The organism is Trichococcus sp. TS_SC_9, from assembly GCF_056156325.1.
The window spans coordinates 203,536-218,775 of the sequence record NZ_CM149591.1 but is presented as its reverse complement, the minus strand read 5'-3'; the positions used below and the strand labels follow the sequence as shown (position 1 = coordinate 218,775).

The following is a 15,240-nucleotide window of genomic DNA, read 5'->3' as shown; positions in this document are numbered from 1 at the left end:
CCCCGCGCGCTTGCGTGCGACAAAACATTCTGGTGGATATTTATTTGGTACAAAATAAAAGCTTATTGATCTCTGAATCGATTAGCGTACCTTAGCAGTCCGTAAATAATAATTGCAACTACTGTCCCACTGATCAAAGCCAATAGCGGATGGACTTGCAGGAAAGCAAAATAGAAAAAAATAGTCGTGATAAGAAAAACGCCCAAACTAATGAAAGTAATTTTTTTGTGGGTCATTTTTTCCTTGTCCTCCATAGGACCACTGACATTCACAGACAGAACAACTAGCGTGTATGTACCTATCGTAAAGACTGCCCAGAGCGGATTGCCATATGTAAAGACACCGCTTGTTTCTTGTGACTTGATAACTTGATAAACCAGAAAAATAAGGATCGCTAAGTTTTGAACTATCCAAGCAATGCGTATGTTCATCAAATTCCTCAGGATTAGCCGTTCATCTTTAATTTTTTTCATTTTCTGTTGCTCCTTCCGATTGTTCGATCCAAAAAACGTCATCCAATGTTTTATTGAGTGCATAGCAGAGTTGAAGACAGAGCTTGAGCGAGGGGTTGTACTCGGATTTTTCGATAAGACTTAAGGTTTGCCTTGTAATCCCCGCATAGTCTGCAAGTTCCTTTTGTGAAAGATTTTTCTCTGTTCTGAATTTTTTCACATGATTTTCCACCGGGCAGTCCCCTTTCCGTGTAATATATATATTCCTTATAGGTAAATTATATATTACTTTTTTTGTTTGTAAAGTCATTTCAAAAGACCATTCATAGCTTGGCTAGTGTGCGAATGCTTCATGTTGCCGCCACCGCAGTGTATAATGAAAGAGAGAAATTTTGTGATTACGAAAAAAGGACTGATGATCAGTATGAAAGCATATAAATATATCCAGACGCCGCTCGGGAAATACTTGCTGGCTGAAAACGGCAATGGCATCACATTTCTGGAGCATGTTGTATTGGAATTGGATCCGCGGATCGAGAAGGAAATCGCGGCCGGAGAAATGGTTGAGGCGGACACGCCATTGTTGCTGGAAGGGGAACGTCAGCTGCAGGAGTATTTCAATGGTGAGCGTCAGGAGTTCGAGCTGCCTTTGGATGCAGCCGGTACGCCTTTCCAATTGAAAGTGTGGGAAGCTTTGCGCCAAATCCCTTACGGCGAGACGCGCAGCTACAAGGAAATCGCCATCGCTGTCGAAAATCCGAAAGGCGTCCGCGCCATCGGCATGGCTAACAACCGTAACCCGATATCGGTCATCACCCCTTGCCACCGCGTCATCGGCACAAACGGGAAACTGGTAGGGTATGCCGGCGGTTTGCATTTGAAGGAATATTTGCTGAATCATGAGGTGAAGGTTGCGAATAGTGAAAAGGTAAAATAGAAATTAGAAAAGACTTTTGTTTCCAGAATACGCAAAAGAGGCAACCTCGAAAAAATGAGGTTGCCTCTTTTGTCATTCCACATACAAAGATAATTTCTTCTCGATGCGTGTCTGGAAAGCAGCGAAGACGCTGCAGACTGCCCAGTAGATGAGCGCGACCAGGATGTACATGGTCATGTAGTCGAACTCGCGGCCGCCGACGATCTTGGCGTTCTGGAACATTTCCGGAACGGTGATCATCGCCGCCAAAGATGATCCTTTGATCAGGTCCAACAGCACATTGCTCATCGGCGGAATGGCAATCCGCAATGCTTGCGGCACGATCACTTTCCGCATAATGAATGACCATTTCAGCCCCAACGCATAGGCCGCTTCCCATTGTCCGTGGTTGACGGAATTCAACGATGAGCGGATAATTTCCGCACTGTAGGCAGCCGAGCTCATACTGAAGCCGATGATGGCCGCCGTGACGGCAGTGAATTGGATGCCGATGAACGGAAAGCCGAAGTAGAGCAGGAACAAAATGACCAAAGTGGGGGTTCCCCTCATGAAGGAGATGTAGAGCCGCGCCAGCCAGCGCAGTGGTTTCAACTTGGCCAGCTGCAGGAGGGCAAGGAAAAAGCCAAGCAGCGTGCCATTCACCATGCTGGTCAACGCGATTCCAAGTGTATAGCCCATCCCTTTCAGGACGTACGGAAGGCTGTCGAGAGCCAATTCCGGATTGAAGATATACTGCCATTGGATGCCTGACATGTCTTGCCCACCTTTCTATTTTACGGTTTCTATTCTACTTCGCTTACGTCAATCACAGGGAAATCATATTCGATCTGTACAGTCACATCCGCACCGTCGTAGAATTGTTTCGACAATTCCGCCAAAGTGCCGTCCGCACGCATTTCGTCCAAGGCTTCGTTGAATTTATCGGTCAATTCGTCATTGCCTTTTTTGATGGAGAAATTGGTTTCGGATGGGTTGTAGAAAATGTCATGCACTTTTACAGGGATATCCGGCAATGCGGCAGTCGCCAATTTTTGTGCGTAATAGTCGTTCAGGATAACGTCTGTCCGTCCGTTCGCAACGTCAGACAAGTACATATCGTTTGTCGCGTTGTCGTAGATTTTTTCTTCCGCTCCGAAGTAACGCGCGACTTTCATGTAAGTTGTCGTTGCCGCACCGGCAGCGATTTTACCTTTCAAATCTTCCAGCGTTGCGATGCCGGAATTATCGGATTCGCGGACGACCATGGCTCCGAATGAATATTTGTAAGGGGTCGTGTAATTGTATTTGTCGGCATTTTCACCATTGCGGTCGATCCCGAATGCTGCAACATCCACTGCGCCGCTGTTGACGGAAGTAAGCATGCCGTCCACGCCCATTTCTGTGAATTCCACTTCCACGCCGATGCGCTCAGCGATTTCACGGAGGATTTCCACCTCGTAACCGGTCAATTCGTCGGTTTCCTTGTCGTGATAAGAATTAGGGTAAAGCGTTCCAGAAGTGGCTGCCTTCAAAACGCCGGCTTCCTCGATCTTGTCCCATGCTGTTTCTGAATCAGTTAACACCGCTGTATCAGTAACGCTGCTGTCGGTTGTTTCGCCGCTCCCGCAGGCCGCCAAAGTCAAACCTAGTAATGCTGTCAAACCGCCAAATAATACTCTCTTTTTCTTAACCATCCGTGAAACCTCTCCTTTTTCCTCGAATAAGAACTAGACATAAGATAGCACGTATCCGGGCTGAAAGCAACCGTTTTATTCATAAAAATAATACAGTTTCACATGCTGTTATAAATAATTTTCAACGGAAAGATTGAACAAAATGAGCATGTCTTGTTGCGTGGTTCCGAACATTCGCATGAGATGTTGGTACAGTTCGCAAAACAGTTTGTGAAGTGGGGAACAGCTCCCGCAATATGCAACGAAAGTAACTGAAAAAAGAAAAGCCTGTAAGTTGTCCGATAAGCAGCAAGAATCGGACAACCTCCCAAGCCCCCCGTAGGAAAAACAAAAAGACCCGGATCGGTATCAATTACCAATCTGGGTTTTTCATGTCTGACTATCAATAGTAGTACTTTTAACGCACGCCGCGGACGTTCTCGGCATCAAAGCTGAACAGGAAGCCGTTTCCGGGCACATCCAGCTGCATCCGCTCGACAATGGCAGATTCAACAGCAGGAGCAACAGCGGAAGTGACGAGGTTCATGATGATATCCTTGCCGGTATCCAGTTCGATCCCGAACACTTTCCGACATTTTTCCGCAAAAGCACCAGTTCCGTGGAAAAGGGTTCCACCGCGTGCACCTGCCGCTGCCGCTGCTTCGACGACTTCGTCTCCCAAACCGGCGGGAACAATGGTAAAGAAAGCCTCATGATCGGCAAACGGACGGGCGTCCTTTTCGTCCAGATGCAAGCGTTCACCGTGCGTACCCATCAAGTGCGAAACCGGACTTGTGAAGAGGATGCCGCGATTCGGCAACTCGAAATGGAAGAGTGAGCTGATGTGTTCGATTGTGGTCTGCGTCTTTTCTCGCGCGCAGACCATAAAGAGGATCTCTTTTTTAACTTCATAAAAACCGATGGTGCGCAATAAAGCGCTGGAAACCGTTCCGGAACCACGCATGATGGTCCCACCAGTGATGCCACTTTTTTTCGCTTCTTCAAGCACTCGGCTGGCTTTTCCGATGTTGACGACGACAAAAATGATATCGTAGAATCGTGTGTTTTCAACTTGTTTGGTCAATCAAAGACCCTCCTTTACACTGTTGCGCTGGTAAATGGCGCCTAATAATTGCAGCGAGATGATTGGCATCATTGCCACCATCGCAATCATCCCAAAACCTTCCAAGAGTACATTAGCATCCGGTGTGATTTCCGCGACCCCTTGGATGAACGCCAGAATGAAAGTGGCCGTCATCGGCCCTGAAGCAACGCCTCCCGCATCAAAAGCGATCCCGACGAACAGCTTCGGAACTTTATAGGAGAGGGCAAGGATGATCAGATAGCCGGGGACGAGATAGTGCCACAGTTGCAGCCAAGGGACGAGTACACGCACGACCGACAACAGGACGGCCAGCCCGACTCCAATGGATAGGAAACCCAGCACGATACCGCGCTTAACATATCCAGTTGTAACATCTTCTATTTGATGCGTCAATACATATACTGCAGGTTCCGCCAAAATGACCAATACCCCCAGCACAAATCCGACGACCAGAACCGGAATGGAGCTGTCCATCCCGGCGATCAGCATGCCGAGTTTGCGTCCGACTTCCATGAAACCGGCATTCACTCCGGTCAGGAAAAGCACCAACCCGACAAACAGATAAGCCATCCCTAAGAAAATACGACGGAAAGCATGCTTCGAGAGTTTTTCATCCGCAAAGAAAACATGGTTGAGCACGAAAATGATCAATATCGGCGAAACGGCCAACAAGATTTCGCCCGCAATCTTCGGCAACTCATGCAGGAAAGGCGCAAGCCAGTGGGTTACAGTAGCCGTGCTGGCAGGTATCGAACCCGAGAGTGGTTCATCGGAGCGGACGAACAAACCCAGTATCAATACGGCCAAAATGGCGCCGGCTGAAGCGATCCCCACCAGGCCGAAGCTGTCCTCTTCAGCTGATTGCGTCCGCCGGTTCAGGGATGCAACCCCAACCGCCAATGCCAACATAAACGGTACGGTCAAAGCACCGGTGGTCGATCCCGAGGCATCAAAAGCGATGGCGAACAGGTCGTTTGTGCTGAAGTAAGCCAAGCCAAAGATGGCGAGGTAGAGGAAAGTGAACGCTTTGTTCAGCGGATAACGGTAAACAATCCGGAAAAGGCCGATCGTCAGCATCACGGCGATGCCGACAGAAACGACCACCAAGAGCAGATTTTTTGGATACATGCCGTTCGTGACCTCGGAGACTTGCGTCGCTAAAATATGCAGATCCGGTTCTGCGATCGAGATGAAAAAGCCGAGCACAAGCCCCATCCCGAGCACGTATTTCATGCTGTTGCTGCGGGCCAAGCCTCTTCCGAGAAATTTCCCGATCGGTGTGATGCCGAGATCAACTCCGAAAAGGAAAATGGACAGGCCGATGATGATCAATAACGCGCCGAACAAGAACCGCTGCAGGTCGATTGTCTCGAGCGGCGTTAAAGTGAAGTGGAGCAGGACGACAAGCGACGTAATTGGCAGTACGGACTGCAGGACTTCCCTTAATTTTTCTGTAAATATACGCATAGATTCAATCCTTTCCTAGTGATGTTATAATGTTGAAGAGTAATATTCATATATTAAACATAACATGACTACTATGAAATAGGAAGTAAAACACACCTGTTTGAAGGTCATCGGGCAATATCCCGATGTTCTCAGAAAATTCTTCTTGCTCCGACGGCTACAAGAGCCAAACGTTTTACTTTGACGGAAGCGCTCCAAAGCATTAGAATAAAAGAAACTATAGGGTTTCATGAAGGATGATTAATATGAGCATAAAAAACAAAAGCCTGCTGAAGACTGCCGTTTTGGCGGGCGCAGCGGCCTATCTGCATCTCCAAAATACTTGGATTCAGAAGACCGAGTACACGATTCCGGTAAAGAACCTTGCGCCGGAAAACGAAGGGCTGAAGATCGTCCAGCTTTCTGATCTCCATCTGCCTAAAGAGAAAATCGATCTAAGCAAGCTGATCGACATGACCAAAGAAGCGGAACCGGACTTCATCTTTCTGACCGGCGACCAGATTCAAGGGGATCATCCTTTTGATCCCGCGGTGGCGGAAAAGCTGTTCCGGAAATTGGCGGCGATTGCACCGACCTATGTCATCAACGGCAACCATGACCGCCATTCGCCTATGTTCCACATTGCGTTGGATCTTTACAAGAAAACAGGAATCCGATTTCTGGACGATGAAGCAATCAGCGTCCTGGCGAAAGGCAGAAAGCCTATCGTCATCATGGGTTTGAGCGACAAAAGCGCAGCCATCCAGAAAATCACGAAGGATTTCCTGAAAAAAATCAAGCTCCGCAAAGATTGGCAAGGCCAGACGCGCCTTTTGCTGGCGCACCGGCCTGAACATTTCCTGAAGTACCATATCAATCCGGAGAAATCAGCTGACATCACGTTTGCCGGCCATGCGCACGGCGGTCAAATCCGCATCCCTAGACTGGGCGGCCTTTACGCTCCAGGCCAAGGACGGATGCCGCAGCATACCGAAGGAGTCTATCTGTTGCCGACAGATCAGGAAAAAAAACTGGTCGTCAGTCGAGGAATCGGCGGGGCTTCATTCCCGTTCCGCATCAACAACCGACCGGAAATGGTCGTCGTGACTTTGACGAATGGCTTGGTTTCCAAAGCACACTAGGGGCACTCGTTCTAATTACCCCCGAAGCGGCGAGGGAAGAGCGTTCCCTCCGGTTTGTTATGAAAGCGCATTAATAATTTTTGTGTTTCTGGCGGAATTGCGTTACACTTAAGGTAATAAGTAGAAGGAGTGTGGGTTATCATGGTGAAGAGCTTAATGGACAGAATGCCTCTGAATGATGGTTTTACAATCCCCGGAATCGGATACGGCACTTGGAATGTGAGCGATGATGAAGCGGAAGAATTAGTCTTCATGGCCATCATGCGTGGGTACCGCCTGATTGACACAGCCAGCATGTATGGAAATGAAGTCGGCGTAGGCCGCGGTATCCAAAAAGCGATCAACGGTGGCATTTCCAGAGATGATATCTTCGTCGTCACCAAAATCTGGAAAGACGACATGGGCTTTGAGAAAGCAACGGAAGCGATTCGAGCAAGCTACGACCGTCTCGGACTGAAATACATCGACTTATTCCTGATTCATTCGCCTAGCGAAAGTGACAGTGTCAATGCTGAAACCTGGAAAGCCTTAGAAGATGCCACAGACTCCGGAATCGTCCGCAGTATCGGTGTTTCCAATTTCATGCGCGGCGATCTGACACAGTTACTGGAAAATTGCCGGATCAAACCAGCAGTAAACCAACTTGAAATTAACCCTTACAACAATATGGAAGTCGTCGATGACTTCTGTTATGACAACAATATCGTGACCATGGCTTACAGCCCATTGGCAAAAGGCCGGGTCATCTCGGAAAGCAAAGTCATCAAGATCGGTGAAAAATATGGCAAGACGCCGGTGCAGGTTGTATTGAAATGGTGTGTGCAACGTGACCTCATTCCTATTCCAAAAACGAAGGATGCCGATCGCATGAAAGAAAATATCGACATCTTCGACTTCACCCTTACCGATCAGGAAATGGAAATGATCACGCGCATCCAAAAGCCAACTAATTTCGAAAAAGGCCACCAAGACCACAACTTGGGCAAACGCATCGGGTTCGATACAAATAAGGCTCTTAAAACGCATAAGACTGCTGATACGCATAAGACTGTTTAATAAAAAATGATAGAGCTGGGGACTTTCGGGTCCTTGGCTTTATTTTGACTTTGAACACTTTGAACATTGGTCACGGAAAACTAGGGTCCCATTGCTATGAGGATGTCGCAAAAATGATATAATGGTTGTAAATATGCAGAACAAGGATGGATAAGATGAATTATTATTATGATGAAGAAGCGATCCGCTATCTGAAGGCAAGAGATCCGATTTTGGCGGACATCATCGACCGGATTGGGCCCATCGAACGGCCAATCGATGAAGATCTGTTTTCGGCGCTCATCAATAATATCGTCGGCCAGCAGATTTCGATGAAGGCCCAAGAGACCGTCTGGAAAAGGATGCTTGCCGCTTTCGGGGCGATCACGCCGGAGAATATTTGCCGAGCGAGCGTCGAAGAAATCCAGCAGTGCGGCTTGTCGACCCGCAAAGCGACCTATATCCGTGAAGCAGCTGAAAAAGTCCTTTCCGGCGAATGCAATCTGGAGGCGTTGAAAAACATGAGTGACGAAGCGGTCATCGCCGAGCTGTCGCAACTGCGCGGCATCGGCAAATGGACCGCCGAGATGCTGCTGATCTTTTCGATGGGTCGTCAGGATGTTTTGAGCTGGGACGACCTCGCCATCCATCGCGGACTGCGGATGGTGTACCATCACCGCAAAATCACGAAACCGTTGTTCCAAAAATATATACGGCGTTACGTGCCATACGGTTCGATCGCGAGCCTCTATCTGTGGGAAGTGTCCGTCGGCGTCCTGCCGGATCTGAAGGACTATGCGCCGCTGACGGAAGCCGAAAAGAAGAAACGCCTGAAGCAACGTCAAGAATTGAAACGGGCGGAAAAGCAGCTATTATAAGGTATAACGCCAGCATCCCATCTGCATCGGGATGCTGTTTTTACTTCTATTGCGGTTTGCAGTAACCGGACGAAAGCCCAACCCACCCGAAAAAAAACAGTCATTCCGCGCCTTAAAAAAATGGTATCGCTAAGCAATCCACCCCTGATTAGTGTAGAATAGGAATAGAATGTTCAAAAGAAAACAGTGAGTGAGGGGATAAAGCCATGATCAGATTAGGCATCATCGGAACGAGCAGCATTGCGCATGCATTCGCGACAGCGGCTAAAGCATCCGGACAATTTGAAATAAAAGCGGTCTACAGCCGCACCCAGTTCAGCGCCCAGAGTTTCGGCGAGGGCTACGGCGCGGATTTGTTCGTCACGGAGTTGGATAAATTCACAGCCTTGGATGAAGTGGATGCCATCTACATCGCATCGCCGAACAGCCTCCATTACGAGCAAGCTATGTCGGCCATTGCGAACGGCAAGCATCTTATCGTCGAGAAGCCGGTCTTCTCGAACACGAAAGAATGGGAGGCAGCCTTCTCTGCAGCGAAAGCCAACAATGTCTTCCTATTTGAAGCAGCCCGCCATCTTCATGAACCGAACTTCGCGCTAGTCAAGAATGAAATCGCCAAATTGGGCGAAATCGACGGCGCCAGCTTCACATATGCCAAATACTCCTCCCGCTATGATCAGGTCTTGGCCGGCGAGGAACCGAACATCTTCTCGCTCGCTTTTTCCGGCGGGGCGCTCTCCGATTTGGGCGTATACTTGCTGTATGCCGCCATCGCTTGGTTCGGCGTGCCCGAGGAAGTCGATTATGCCGCCAAGAAAATCCAGACAGGCGTGGATGGAGCCGGCACATCGCTGTTGAAATATCCATATTTCACAATCAGCCTGCACGCGTCGAAAATCTACAATTCCTTCGCTGATTCGGAAATCTACAGCGGCAAAAAAACGTTGATTCTCGATGGCGTCAATTTGATCCAATCTGTCGAATTGATGGACGGTGACACCAATGAACGGTACCAATTAGCCGAAAAAGCTTCAGGACATTTCATGGATGACGAAGTCCGTGCATTCGCGCGCGTCTTGAATGATCCGGAAAATCCTGATACTATAGAAGACTATGAACGTTGGACGCAGATTAGCCGAGACGTCAACCGGACAATGGAAGCTTTGCGCAAAAAAGCGGGCATCGTTTACCCAGCGGATTTAGATGAGGCGTAGGTCAGCCGGATGCTTCCGAGCGAGCCATGCACCGCAGCCCAAGAACAGGCTGCACTATAAGAAATGAGGAAATAAATGATGATGATGGAAGAAATGGCAATGCCATTCGAGAAATACTGGAACGAGATGAGTTTTCAGTTGCCGACACCGATCCAAGAGAATGTCTTCAAACCGTTGATGGAAGGCAAAGATGTCGTCGGCCTATCGCCGACCGGTACCGGTAAAACCTTGGCTTATGCCATCCCGTTGCTGCAAAAAACGGATGCCAACAAGGAATTGCAATTGTTGGTGCTCGTGCCTTCGCAGGAATTGGCGCACCAAGTAGGGCACGTTTTGGCGGAATGGGGGTCCCTGAAAGACTTGACCGCGCAAGTGATCATCGGTGGTGCTAACGTAGGCCGTCAGATCGACAAGTTGAAAGAAAAGCCAGAAATCGTGGTTGGAACACCGGGACGATTGCTGGAATTGGCCAACCAAAAAAAACTCAGACTGCACAACATCAAGACGGTCATCTTGGATGAAGCGGATTACTTGATGCAGGAAGAGCATCTGAGTGCCTTGCGCGAGTTGATCAAAAAAACGCCGGGATCCCGCCAGATGGGTTTCTTTTCGGCTACTAACAGCGAAAACCTGAAGGATATCCAGAAATGGTTCAACACGGAGCCGCTTTGGTTCGACACGACCAAGGAAGGTCAATTCATGGACCAGACTGTCCATGGCTTCATCGAGGCGCCGACGCGAAAGCGTGCTGAGATGCTGCGCCGCTTGGGCAACTTGGAAGGCATGCAGGCGCTCGTTTTTGTGAACTCAACGCAGGAACTTGATTATTTGGCGGGGAAACTGCAGTTCGAGGACATCAATGTCCGTATGCTGCACAGCGATTACGGCAAGGCACAGCGTAAGAGCGCCATGGATGAATTCCGCAAAGGCAACGCGACGTTTCTGCTGACGACGGACGTTTCCGCCCGCGGGATCGATATCCAGGATCTGCCTTACGTCATCCATTACGATCTGCCGCTTTCGAAGGAAACTTACCTGCACCGCTCCGGGCGTACGGGCCGGATGGGCAAAAAAGGGGTCGTGCTGTCCTTGGTGAATGACCGCAACAGTCGCGATATCAAACGCTTCGCACCGCATCCTGATGAAGTAAAAGAATTCTTCATCTACGGAGGTGAGCTCGTCAACGAACTTCCGAGCCGCGAATCACGTGACGCCATCCGCGATGCGCAGAAACCGGCCGCAGCCAAAGCAGCCAAAATCCAAAAAAAAGCTGCCTTGAAAGAGGAAGAGGCGTCCCCAACAATACCAGCCAAGAAAATCAAAAAGAAAAAAGTCCGCACAAAAACGCTGAAAAACAAAGGCGCACGCCGCAAGCCAACAGAACAAAAGCCAACTGAATAACTGAAGAATTTTCCGCATTCTGCCGGAAGGACAGCCCCAAACCGCGCTTGCGTAGGCTGTCCGCGGCGGCGTGCGGATTTTTGCATTTTTTTGAATGCGGGCCGGACCTCCGGCCAAGCCGGCTTTCGCCGGAGGACAGCACCCGCAAACTGTACTCAGCTCCGGCGAGGCCGTCGCCGCAGGAGGAGCCCGGTAACATCGGATCTCTCCTCCTGCGCCGCATCCCCTGGTCGGAGCAGACACTCAAAATGGGGGCCCTAACCCCGGCCAGCCGGGCGACCCAGTCCCACAAGTCCACGCGGCTCGCCAATCCGCGAGCCCAATAGCCAGATTTTCTCCCCGGTCCGTTGCGGCGCCCCCCTCACACCTGTATAATCAAAGACAGAGAATCATTTTGTATACGGATACGGAACAAAGTCCGCTATGCAGCACAAGAAAGGGGTGGACGCTATCCATGGTCACCATCAATGACATCGCCAAAATGGCCGGTGTGGCGAAGAGTACCGTTTCCCGCTATCTGAACGGCGGGGCGGTCAGCGAAAAAACAAAGGCGAAGCTGGATGAGATCGTCGCCGAGAACGACTATAAACCGAATAAATTTGCCCAAAGCCTGAAAGCGAAGCGCACGCACATGGTCGGGACGATCATTCCGCGTCTGAATTCCTTTGCGACGAATGAAGCGTTGCGGGGCTTGGAGAACAGTCTGCGCCTTTCCAAAAACCAACTGTTGATCACGAATGCGGATCAGAGCCGCGAGCGCGAAATTGAAGCCATCTCCACCTTGGCGAAGCAGCGCGTCGACGGCATCGTCTTCTTCGCGGCGGCCATCACGCCGGCTCATGTGAAGGCGTTCGAAGATGCTGATGTTCCCGTCGTCATCGTCGGGCAATCGCATCCCGATTTCCACTGCATCATCCATGATGACGAGAAGGCGGGCCATTCGGTCGGGGCCTACGCGGTGGCAAACGGGCACCGGAACATTCTTGTCTTCGGGGTCGACGAATCCGATAAAGCGGTCGGGGTGACCCGTCGCCACGGCATCGAGCTGGCTTTCGAAGGCCACGACATCGACTATACCTTCGTCAAAACGAGCTTTGCCATGAAGGACGCCTACGAGAAGGCACTGGAAATCCTGCCGCAATCAAAAGCGACTTTCGTGATCGGCGCGACCGACAACATCGCGATCGGAATCATGCGCGCAGCCCACGAACTGCAGATCGAAATACCGGATCAGCTTTCCTTGGCGGGTTTTGGTGGTTACGAAATCACCGAAGCGGTCTATCCGCGCATCACAACGGTCCATTATCCTTTTCAGGAGTCCGGCGAACTGGCGGCGAAAATCCTGATGGAATTGATCTTGAAAAAAGAAGTCGCCCAAATCCAAACATTGGATAATGAGCTGTTGATCAGGGAATCGACCCAAAAAAATGATCAGCCATAGCATATGCAAGAATCAATAAACAACAAAAAACGACACCCAAGCAAACTAATGCTGGGGTGTCGTTTTTTGAGCCGTCCGCAATAACACGGAAAAAATACAAACCCGAATAACCGATCCTAAAATGCCCAAAATGGATAGCTCGCACGTTTTCTCCGTCTTTTTCATTGTAACCCATGATATTTATATAGTTGACATAGTTTTGCGCCTATGTAATTATTGAGGCAAGTACAATATCAGAATGAATGGAGAATGATGATGAGCGAAAAAGAGACTGTATTATCCGTAAAAAATGAAGAGCGGGCCAGCAGAAGACTGACAACGAAGGAAATGGTCCTCTGCGCCTTATTCGCTGCACTGATCGCGGTCGGCGCCTTTATCCGCGTGCCGGTTCCGCTTGTGCCGTTCACACTGCAGTTCCTTTTCACGATGCTGGCTGGCGTATTGCTGGGCGGAAGGCTCGGGGCAACAAGCGTGTCACTATATGTCCTGATGGGGCTGGCCGGTTTGCCTGTGTTCGCTGAAGGCGGCGGCATCGGCTATATTCTGAAACCGAGCTTCGGGTATCTGATCGGCTTTTGCGTCGGCACCTATGTGACCGGTGTAATCGCGCATAAGGTGACGCAGCCGTCGTTCAAGCGACTGTTGCTGGCCAGCTTGACCGGCCTCGGCATCGTGTATGTGTTCGGCCTGATCTATTATTACATCATCTGTAATTATGTCATCGGTGCCCCGATTGCGATGGGACCGCTGTTCCTGTACGGTTTCCTTTTGTCCGTGCCGGGAGATATTGCGTTGTGCATCCTAGGCGCGTCGCTCGGAAAACGGCTGATTCCGGTCATCAGAAAAGGGCTTTAGAAAAGGGAGGACAGTGGAAATGACGACAATGGAAATATTCAAAAACAAGCTTTACGCCGGCGGACGCCTCACTAAGGAGGAAGCTATGGCTTTGACGGAAGTGCCGCTCGAAGAACTATGCGCAGCCGCCAATCAGGTGCGCGAGCATTTCTGTGGAAATGTGTTCGATGTCTGCACGATCATCAATAGCAAGAGCGGAAAATGCTCGGAAAACTGCAAGTTCTGCGCCCAATCCCGCTATTACCGCACGAAAGTGGATGCCTACTCGCTCATCGGATCGGAAACGATTGTCGAACAAGCCAAATACAATGAAGAGCGCGGCGTGCTGCGTTATTCCATCGTGACCTCGGGCAGGGCCTTGTCCAGCAAGGAAGTGGACAAGGTTTGCGAAAGTCTGGAAGCCGTCCAAAAGGAATCGGACATCGCGCTCTGCGGATCGTTCGGGCTTTTGGAGGAAACGGAATTCGCCAAACTGAAGCAGGCAGGATTGATGCGCGTCCACAATAATCTGGAAACTTCGCGAAGGAATTTCCCGAATGTCTGCACGACCCACACCTACGACGACAAGATCGCCGCCATCCGTGCCGCGCAACAGGCCGGTCTGACCGTCTGCAGCGGCGGCATCATCGGCTTGGGCGAAACGATGGAGGACCGCATCGATATGGTCATCGACCTGCGCGAAATGGGCATCCGCTCGATACCGGTCAACCTGCTGAATCCCATCCCGGGCACGCCGTTCGAGGAAAACGAAGTCGTCAGCGATGACGAGATGAGCCGCATCATCGCGATTTTCCGGATGCTGGCTCCCGATGCTTATATTCGGTTGGCCGGCGGAAGGGGGCTGCTTGGGGATAAAGGCAGACAGTGTTTCCTTTCCGGCGCCAATGCGGCTATTTCCGGCGATATGCTGACGACGGACGGCATCACGATTGAGCAGGACATGCGCATGCTGAGCGAACTCGGTTACGAGGTGGTCCTGAGCGATGACTGATGGAAAAGGGTTGTTCGTCACTGCGACCGGCACGGATGTCGGGAAGACTTATGTCACGGCGCTAATCGTCAAAAAATTGCGCGAAGCCGGTCATTCCGCTGGATATTACAAGGCAGCGCTCAGCGGAGTCGAAAAGACAGCGGCAGGCTTCCGCGCGGGGGATGCGGGATACGTTGCGTATGTCGCGGGGATCGCCGAAGATGAAGCCGAGAATTTCGTCTCTTACGTCTATGAAAAGGCCGTATCGCCGCACTTGGCTGCGAAGCTGGAGGGCAATCCCGTCAAGATGGCGGTCGTGATGGCCGCCTATGAGCAAGCGCTGGCCAGATTACGACTACGTGACGATGGAAGGCAGCGGCGGCATCGTCTGCCCGCTCCGCTACGACAACGATGCGCAGCTTTTGCTTGAGGATGTCATCACGGCTTTGGGGCTGGGCGCACTCGTCGTCGCGGATGCCGGCCTCGGCACGATCAATGCGACCGTGCTCACAGTCGACTACATGAAAAGGCGCGGCATCCCGGTGAAAGGGATCATCCTGAACCGTTATGACGCGGCCGATGCGATGATGCGCGACAACAAGAAAATGGTCGAAATCCTCACCCGCGTGCCCGTCATCGCCTGCGTGAAAAAGGGTGAAGCAGCCATCGACATCGATGCAGCGACGCTGGCGGTATTGTATGGATAGGGGCG

At 50.6% G+C, this 15,240-nt stretch carries 17 protein-coding genes; 11 read left to right on the top strand and 6 right to left on the bottom strand.

Annotated elements, in window-relative coordinates; all coding sequences use genetic code 11:
• Positions 1-62: 62 nt before the first annotated feature.
• Both AC0J5I_RS00885 and AC0J5I_RS00880 read right to left on the bottom strand, forming a co-directional pair.
• The gene (locus AC0J5I_RS00885) at positions 63-473 is read right to left on the bottom strand and encodes a hypothetical protein (protein ID WP_475302236.1); all 411 of its coding nucleotides are present in this window, start codon (positions 471-473) and stop codon (positions 63-65) included.
• Positions 460-684 (bottom strand): helix-turn-helix transcriptional regulator, encoded by a 225-nt coding sequence (locus AC0J5I_RS00880; RefSeq protein ID WP_475302234.1) that lies wholly within the window; start codon positions 682-684, stop codon positions 460-462. The genes AC0J5I_RS00885 and AC0J5I_RS00880 overlap by 14 nt, the downstream gene beginning before the upstream one ends.
• A gap of 162 nt (positions 685-846) precedes the next feature.
• On the opposite strand from AC0J5I_RS00880, the gene AC0J5I_RS00875 reads away from it, so the two are divergent.
• The gene (locus AC0J5I_RS00875; RefSeq protein WP_475302231.1) at positions 847-1,389 is read left to right on the top strand and encodes a methylated-DNA--[protein]-cysteine S-methyltransferase; all 543 of its coding nucleotides are present in this window, start codon (positions 847-849) and stop codon (positions 1,387-1,389) included.
• Positions 1,390-1,461: 72 nt separating this feature from the next.
• On the opposite strand, the gene AC0J5I_RS00870 is transcribed toward AC0J5I_RS00875, so the two are convergent.
• From AC0J5I_RS00870 to AC0J5I_RS00855, 4 genes are all read right to left on the bottom strand, one after another.
• Entirely contained in the window at positions 1,462-2,142 is a 681-nt protein-coding gene (locus AC0J5I_RS00870) for an amino acid ABC transporter permease (RefSeq protein WP_107995718.1), read from the bottom strand.
• A 29-nt stretch (positions 2,143-2,171) separates the two neighbouring features.
• On the bottom strand, positions 2,172-3,062 hold the full coding sequence (locus AC0J5I_RS00865; protein ID WP_107995719.1) for a transporter substrate-binding domain-containing protein: 891 nt from the start codon (positions 3,060-3,062) through the stop codon (positions 2,172-2,174).
• 397 nt (positions 3,063-3,459) lie between these two features.
• A complete protein-coding gene (locus AC0J5I_RS00860; RefSeq protein WP_475302223.1) occupies positions 3,460-4,125 on the bottom strand; it encodes a P-II family nitrogen regulator in 666 nt (221 codons plus the stop codon).
• Positions 4,126-5,613, bottom strand: a complete 1,488-nt coding sequence (locus tag AC0J5I_RS00855; RefSeq protein WP_475302219.1) for a DUF1538 domain-containing protein — start codon at positions 5,611-5,613, stop codon at positions 4,126-4,128.
• A 245-nt stretch (positions 5,614-5,858) separates the two neighbouring features.
• On the opposite strand from AC0J5I_RS00855, the gene AC0J5I_RS00850 reads away from it, so the two are divergent.
• The 10 genes from AC0J5I_RS00850 to bioD (AC0J5I_RS00805) all read left to right on the top strand — a co-directional run bounded on the left by AC0J5I_RS00850 (position 5,859) and on the right by bioD (AC0J5I_RS00805) (position 15,235).
• On the top strand, positions 5,859-6,734 hold the full coding sequence (locus tag AC0J5I_RS00850; RefSeq protein ID WP_475302214.1) for a metallophosphoesterase: 876 nt from the start codon (positions 5,859-5,861) through the stop codon (positions 6,732-6,734).
• Between the two features lie 141 nt (positions 6,735-6,875).
• Complete coding sequence (locus tag AC0J5I_RS00845) at positions 6,876-7,790, top strand: aldo/keto reductase (RefSeq protein WP_107995723.1); 915 nt, start codon at positions 6,876-6,878, stop codon at positions 7,788-7,790.
• Between the two features lie 155 nt (positions 7,791-7,945).
• Positions 7,946-8,647, top strand: a complete 702-nt coding sequence (locus AC0J5I_RS00840) for a DNA-3-methyladenine glycosylase family protein (protein ID WP_475302209.1) — start codon at positions 7,946-7,948, stop codon at positions 8,645-8,647.
• Positions 8,648-8,853: 206 nt separating this feature from the next.
• Entirely contained in the window at positions 8,854-9,861 is a 1,008-nt protein-coding gene (locus tag AC0J5I_RS00835) for a Gfo/Idh/MocA family protein (protein WP_475302205.1), read from the top strand.
• A gap of 75 nt (positions 9,862-9,936) precedes the next feature.
• On the top strand, positions 9,937-11,262 hold the full coding sequence (locus AC0J5I_RS00830; protein ID WP_475302200.1) for a DEAD/DEAH box helicase: 1,326 nt from the start codon (positions 9,937-9,939) through the stop codon (positions 11,260-11,262).
• A 454-nt stretch (positions 11,263-11,716) separates the two neighbouring features.
• Complete coding sequence (locus AC0J5I_RS00825) at positions 11,717-12,703, top strand: LacI family DNA-binding transcriptional regulator (protein ID WP_107995728.1); 987 nt, start codon at positions 11,717-11,719, stop codon at positions 12,701-12,703.
• Positions 12,704-12,952: 249 nt separating this feature from the next.
• Entirely contained in the window at positions 12,953-13,558 is a 606-nt protein-coding gene (locus tag AC0J5I_RS00820) for a biotin transporter BioY (RefSeq protein WP_475302194.1), read from the top strand.
• A 19-nt stretch (positions 13,559-13,577) separates the two neighbouring features.
• Complete coding sequence (gene bioB / locus AC0J5I_RS00815; RefSeq protein ID WP_475302190.1) at positions 13,578-14,549, top strand: biotin synthase BioB; 972 nt, start codon at positions 13,578-13,580, stop codon at positions 14,547-14,549.
• Positions 14,542-14,958 carry an ATP-dependent dethiobiotin synthetase BioD gene (gene bioD, locus AC0J5I_RS00810; protein ID WP_475302186.1) on the top strand — a complete coding sequence of 139 codons (417 nt, stop codon included), beginning with the start codon at positions 14,542-14,544 and terminating at the stop codon, positions 14,956-14,958. The genes bioB and bioD (AC0J5I_RS00810) overlap by 8 nt, the downstream gene beginning before the upstream one ends.
• Entirely contained in the window at positions 14,858-15,235 is a 378-nt protein-coding gene (bioD, locus tag AC0J5I_RS00805; protein ID WP_475302182.1) for an ATP-dependent dethiobiotin synthetase BioD, read from the top strand. The genes bioD (AC0J5I_RS00810) and bioD (AC0J5I_RS00805) overlap by 101 nt, the downstream gene beginning before the upstream one ends.
• The last annotated feature ends 5 nt before the right edge of the window (positions 15,236-15,240 follow it).

Bases quoted from the DNA above. Each gene is read 5' to 3' on its own strand.
- AC0J5I_RS00870 (WP_107995718.1), bottom strand. From the start codon at position 2,142: ATGTCAGGCATCCAATGGCAGTATATCTTCAATCCGGAATTGGCTCTC.
- AC0J5I_RS00850 (WP_475302214.1), top strand. From the start codon at position 5,859: ATGAGCATAAAAAACAAAAGCCTGCTGAAGACTGCCGTTTTGGCGGGC.
- AC0J5I_RS00820 (WP_475302194.1), top strand. From the start codon at position 12,953: ATGATGATGAGCGAAAAAGAGACTGTATTATCCGTAAAAAATGAAGAG.
- AC0J5I_RS00835 (WP_475302205.1), top strand. From the start codon at position 8,854: ATGATCAGATTAGGCATCATCGGAACGAGCAGCATTGCGCATGCATTC.
- bioD (WP_475302182.1), top strand. From the start codon at position 14,858: ATGAGCAAGCGCTGGCCAGATTACGACTACGTGACGATGGAAGGCAGC.
- AC0J5I_RS00825 (WP_107995728.1), top strand. From the start codon at position 11,717: ATGGTCACCATCAATGACATCGCCAAAATGGCCGGTGTGGCGAAGAGT.
- AC0J5I_RS00840 (WP_475302209.1), top strand. From the start codon at position 7,946: ATGAATTATTATTATGATGAAGAAGCGATCCGCTATCTGAAGGCAAGA.
- bioB (WP_475302190.1), top strand. From the start codon at position 13,578: ATGACGACAATGGAAATATTCAAAAACAAGCTTTACGCCGGCGGACGC.
- AC0J5I_RS00830 (WP_475302200.1), top strand. From the start codon at position 9,937: ATGATGATGATGGAAGAAATGGCAATGCCATTCGAGAAATACTGGAAC.
- AC0J5I_RS00855 (WP_475302219.1), bottom strand. From the start codon at position 5,613: ATGCGTATATTTACAGAAAAATTAAGGGAAGTCCTGCAGTCCGTACTG.
- AC0J5I_RS00845 (WP_107995723.1), top strand. From the start codon at position 6,876: ATGGTGAAGAGCTTAATGGACAGAATGCCTCTGAATGATGGTTTTACA.
- AC0J5I_RS00865 (WP_107995719.1), bottom strand. From the start codon at position 3,062: ATGGTTAAGAAAAAGAGAGTATTATTTGGCGGTTTGACAGCATTACTA.
- AC0J5I_RS00885 (WP_475302236.1), bottom strand. From the start codon at position 473: ATGAAAAAAATTAAAGATGAACGGCTAATCCTGAGGAATTTGATGAAC.
- bioD (WP_475302186.1), top strand. From the start codon at position 14,542: ATGACTGATGGAAAAGGGTTGTTCGTCACTGCGACCGGCACGGATGTC.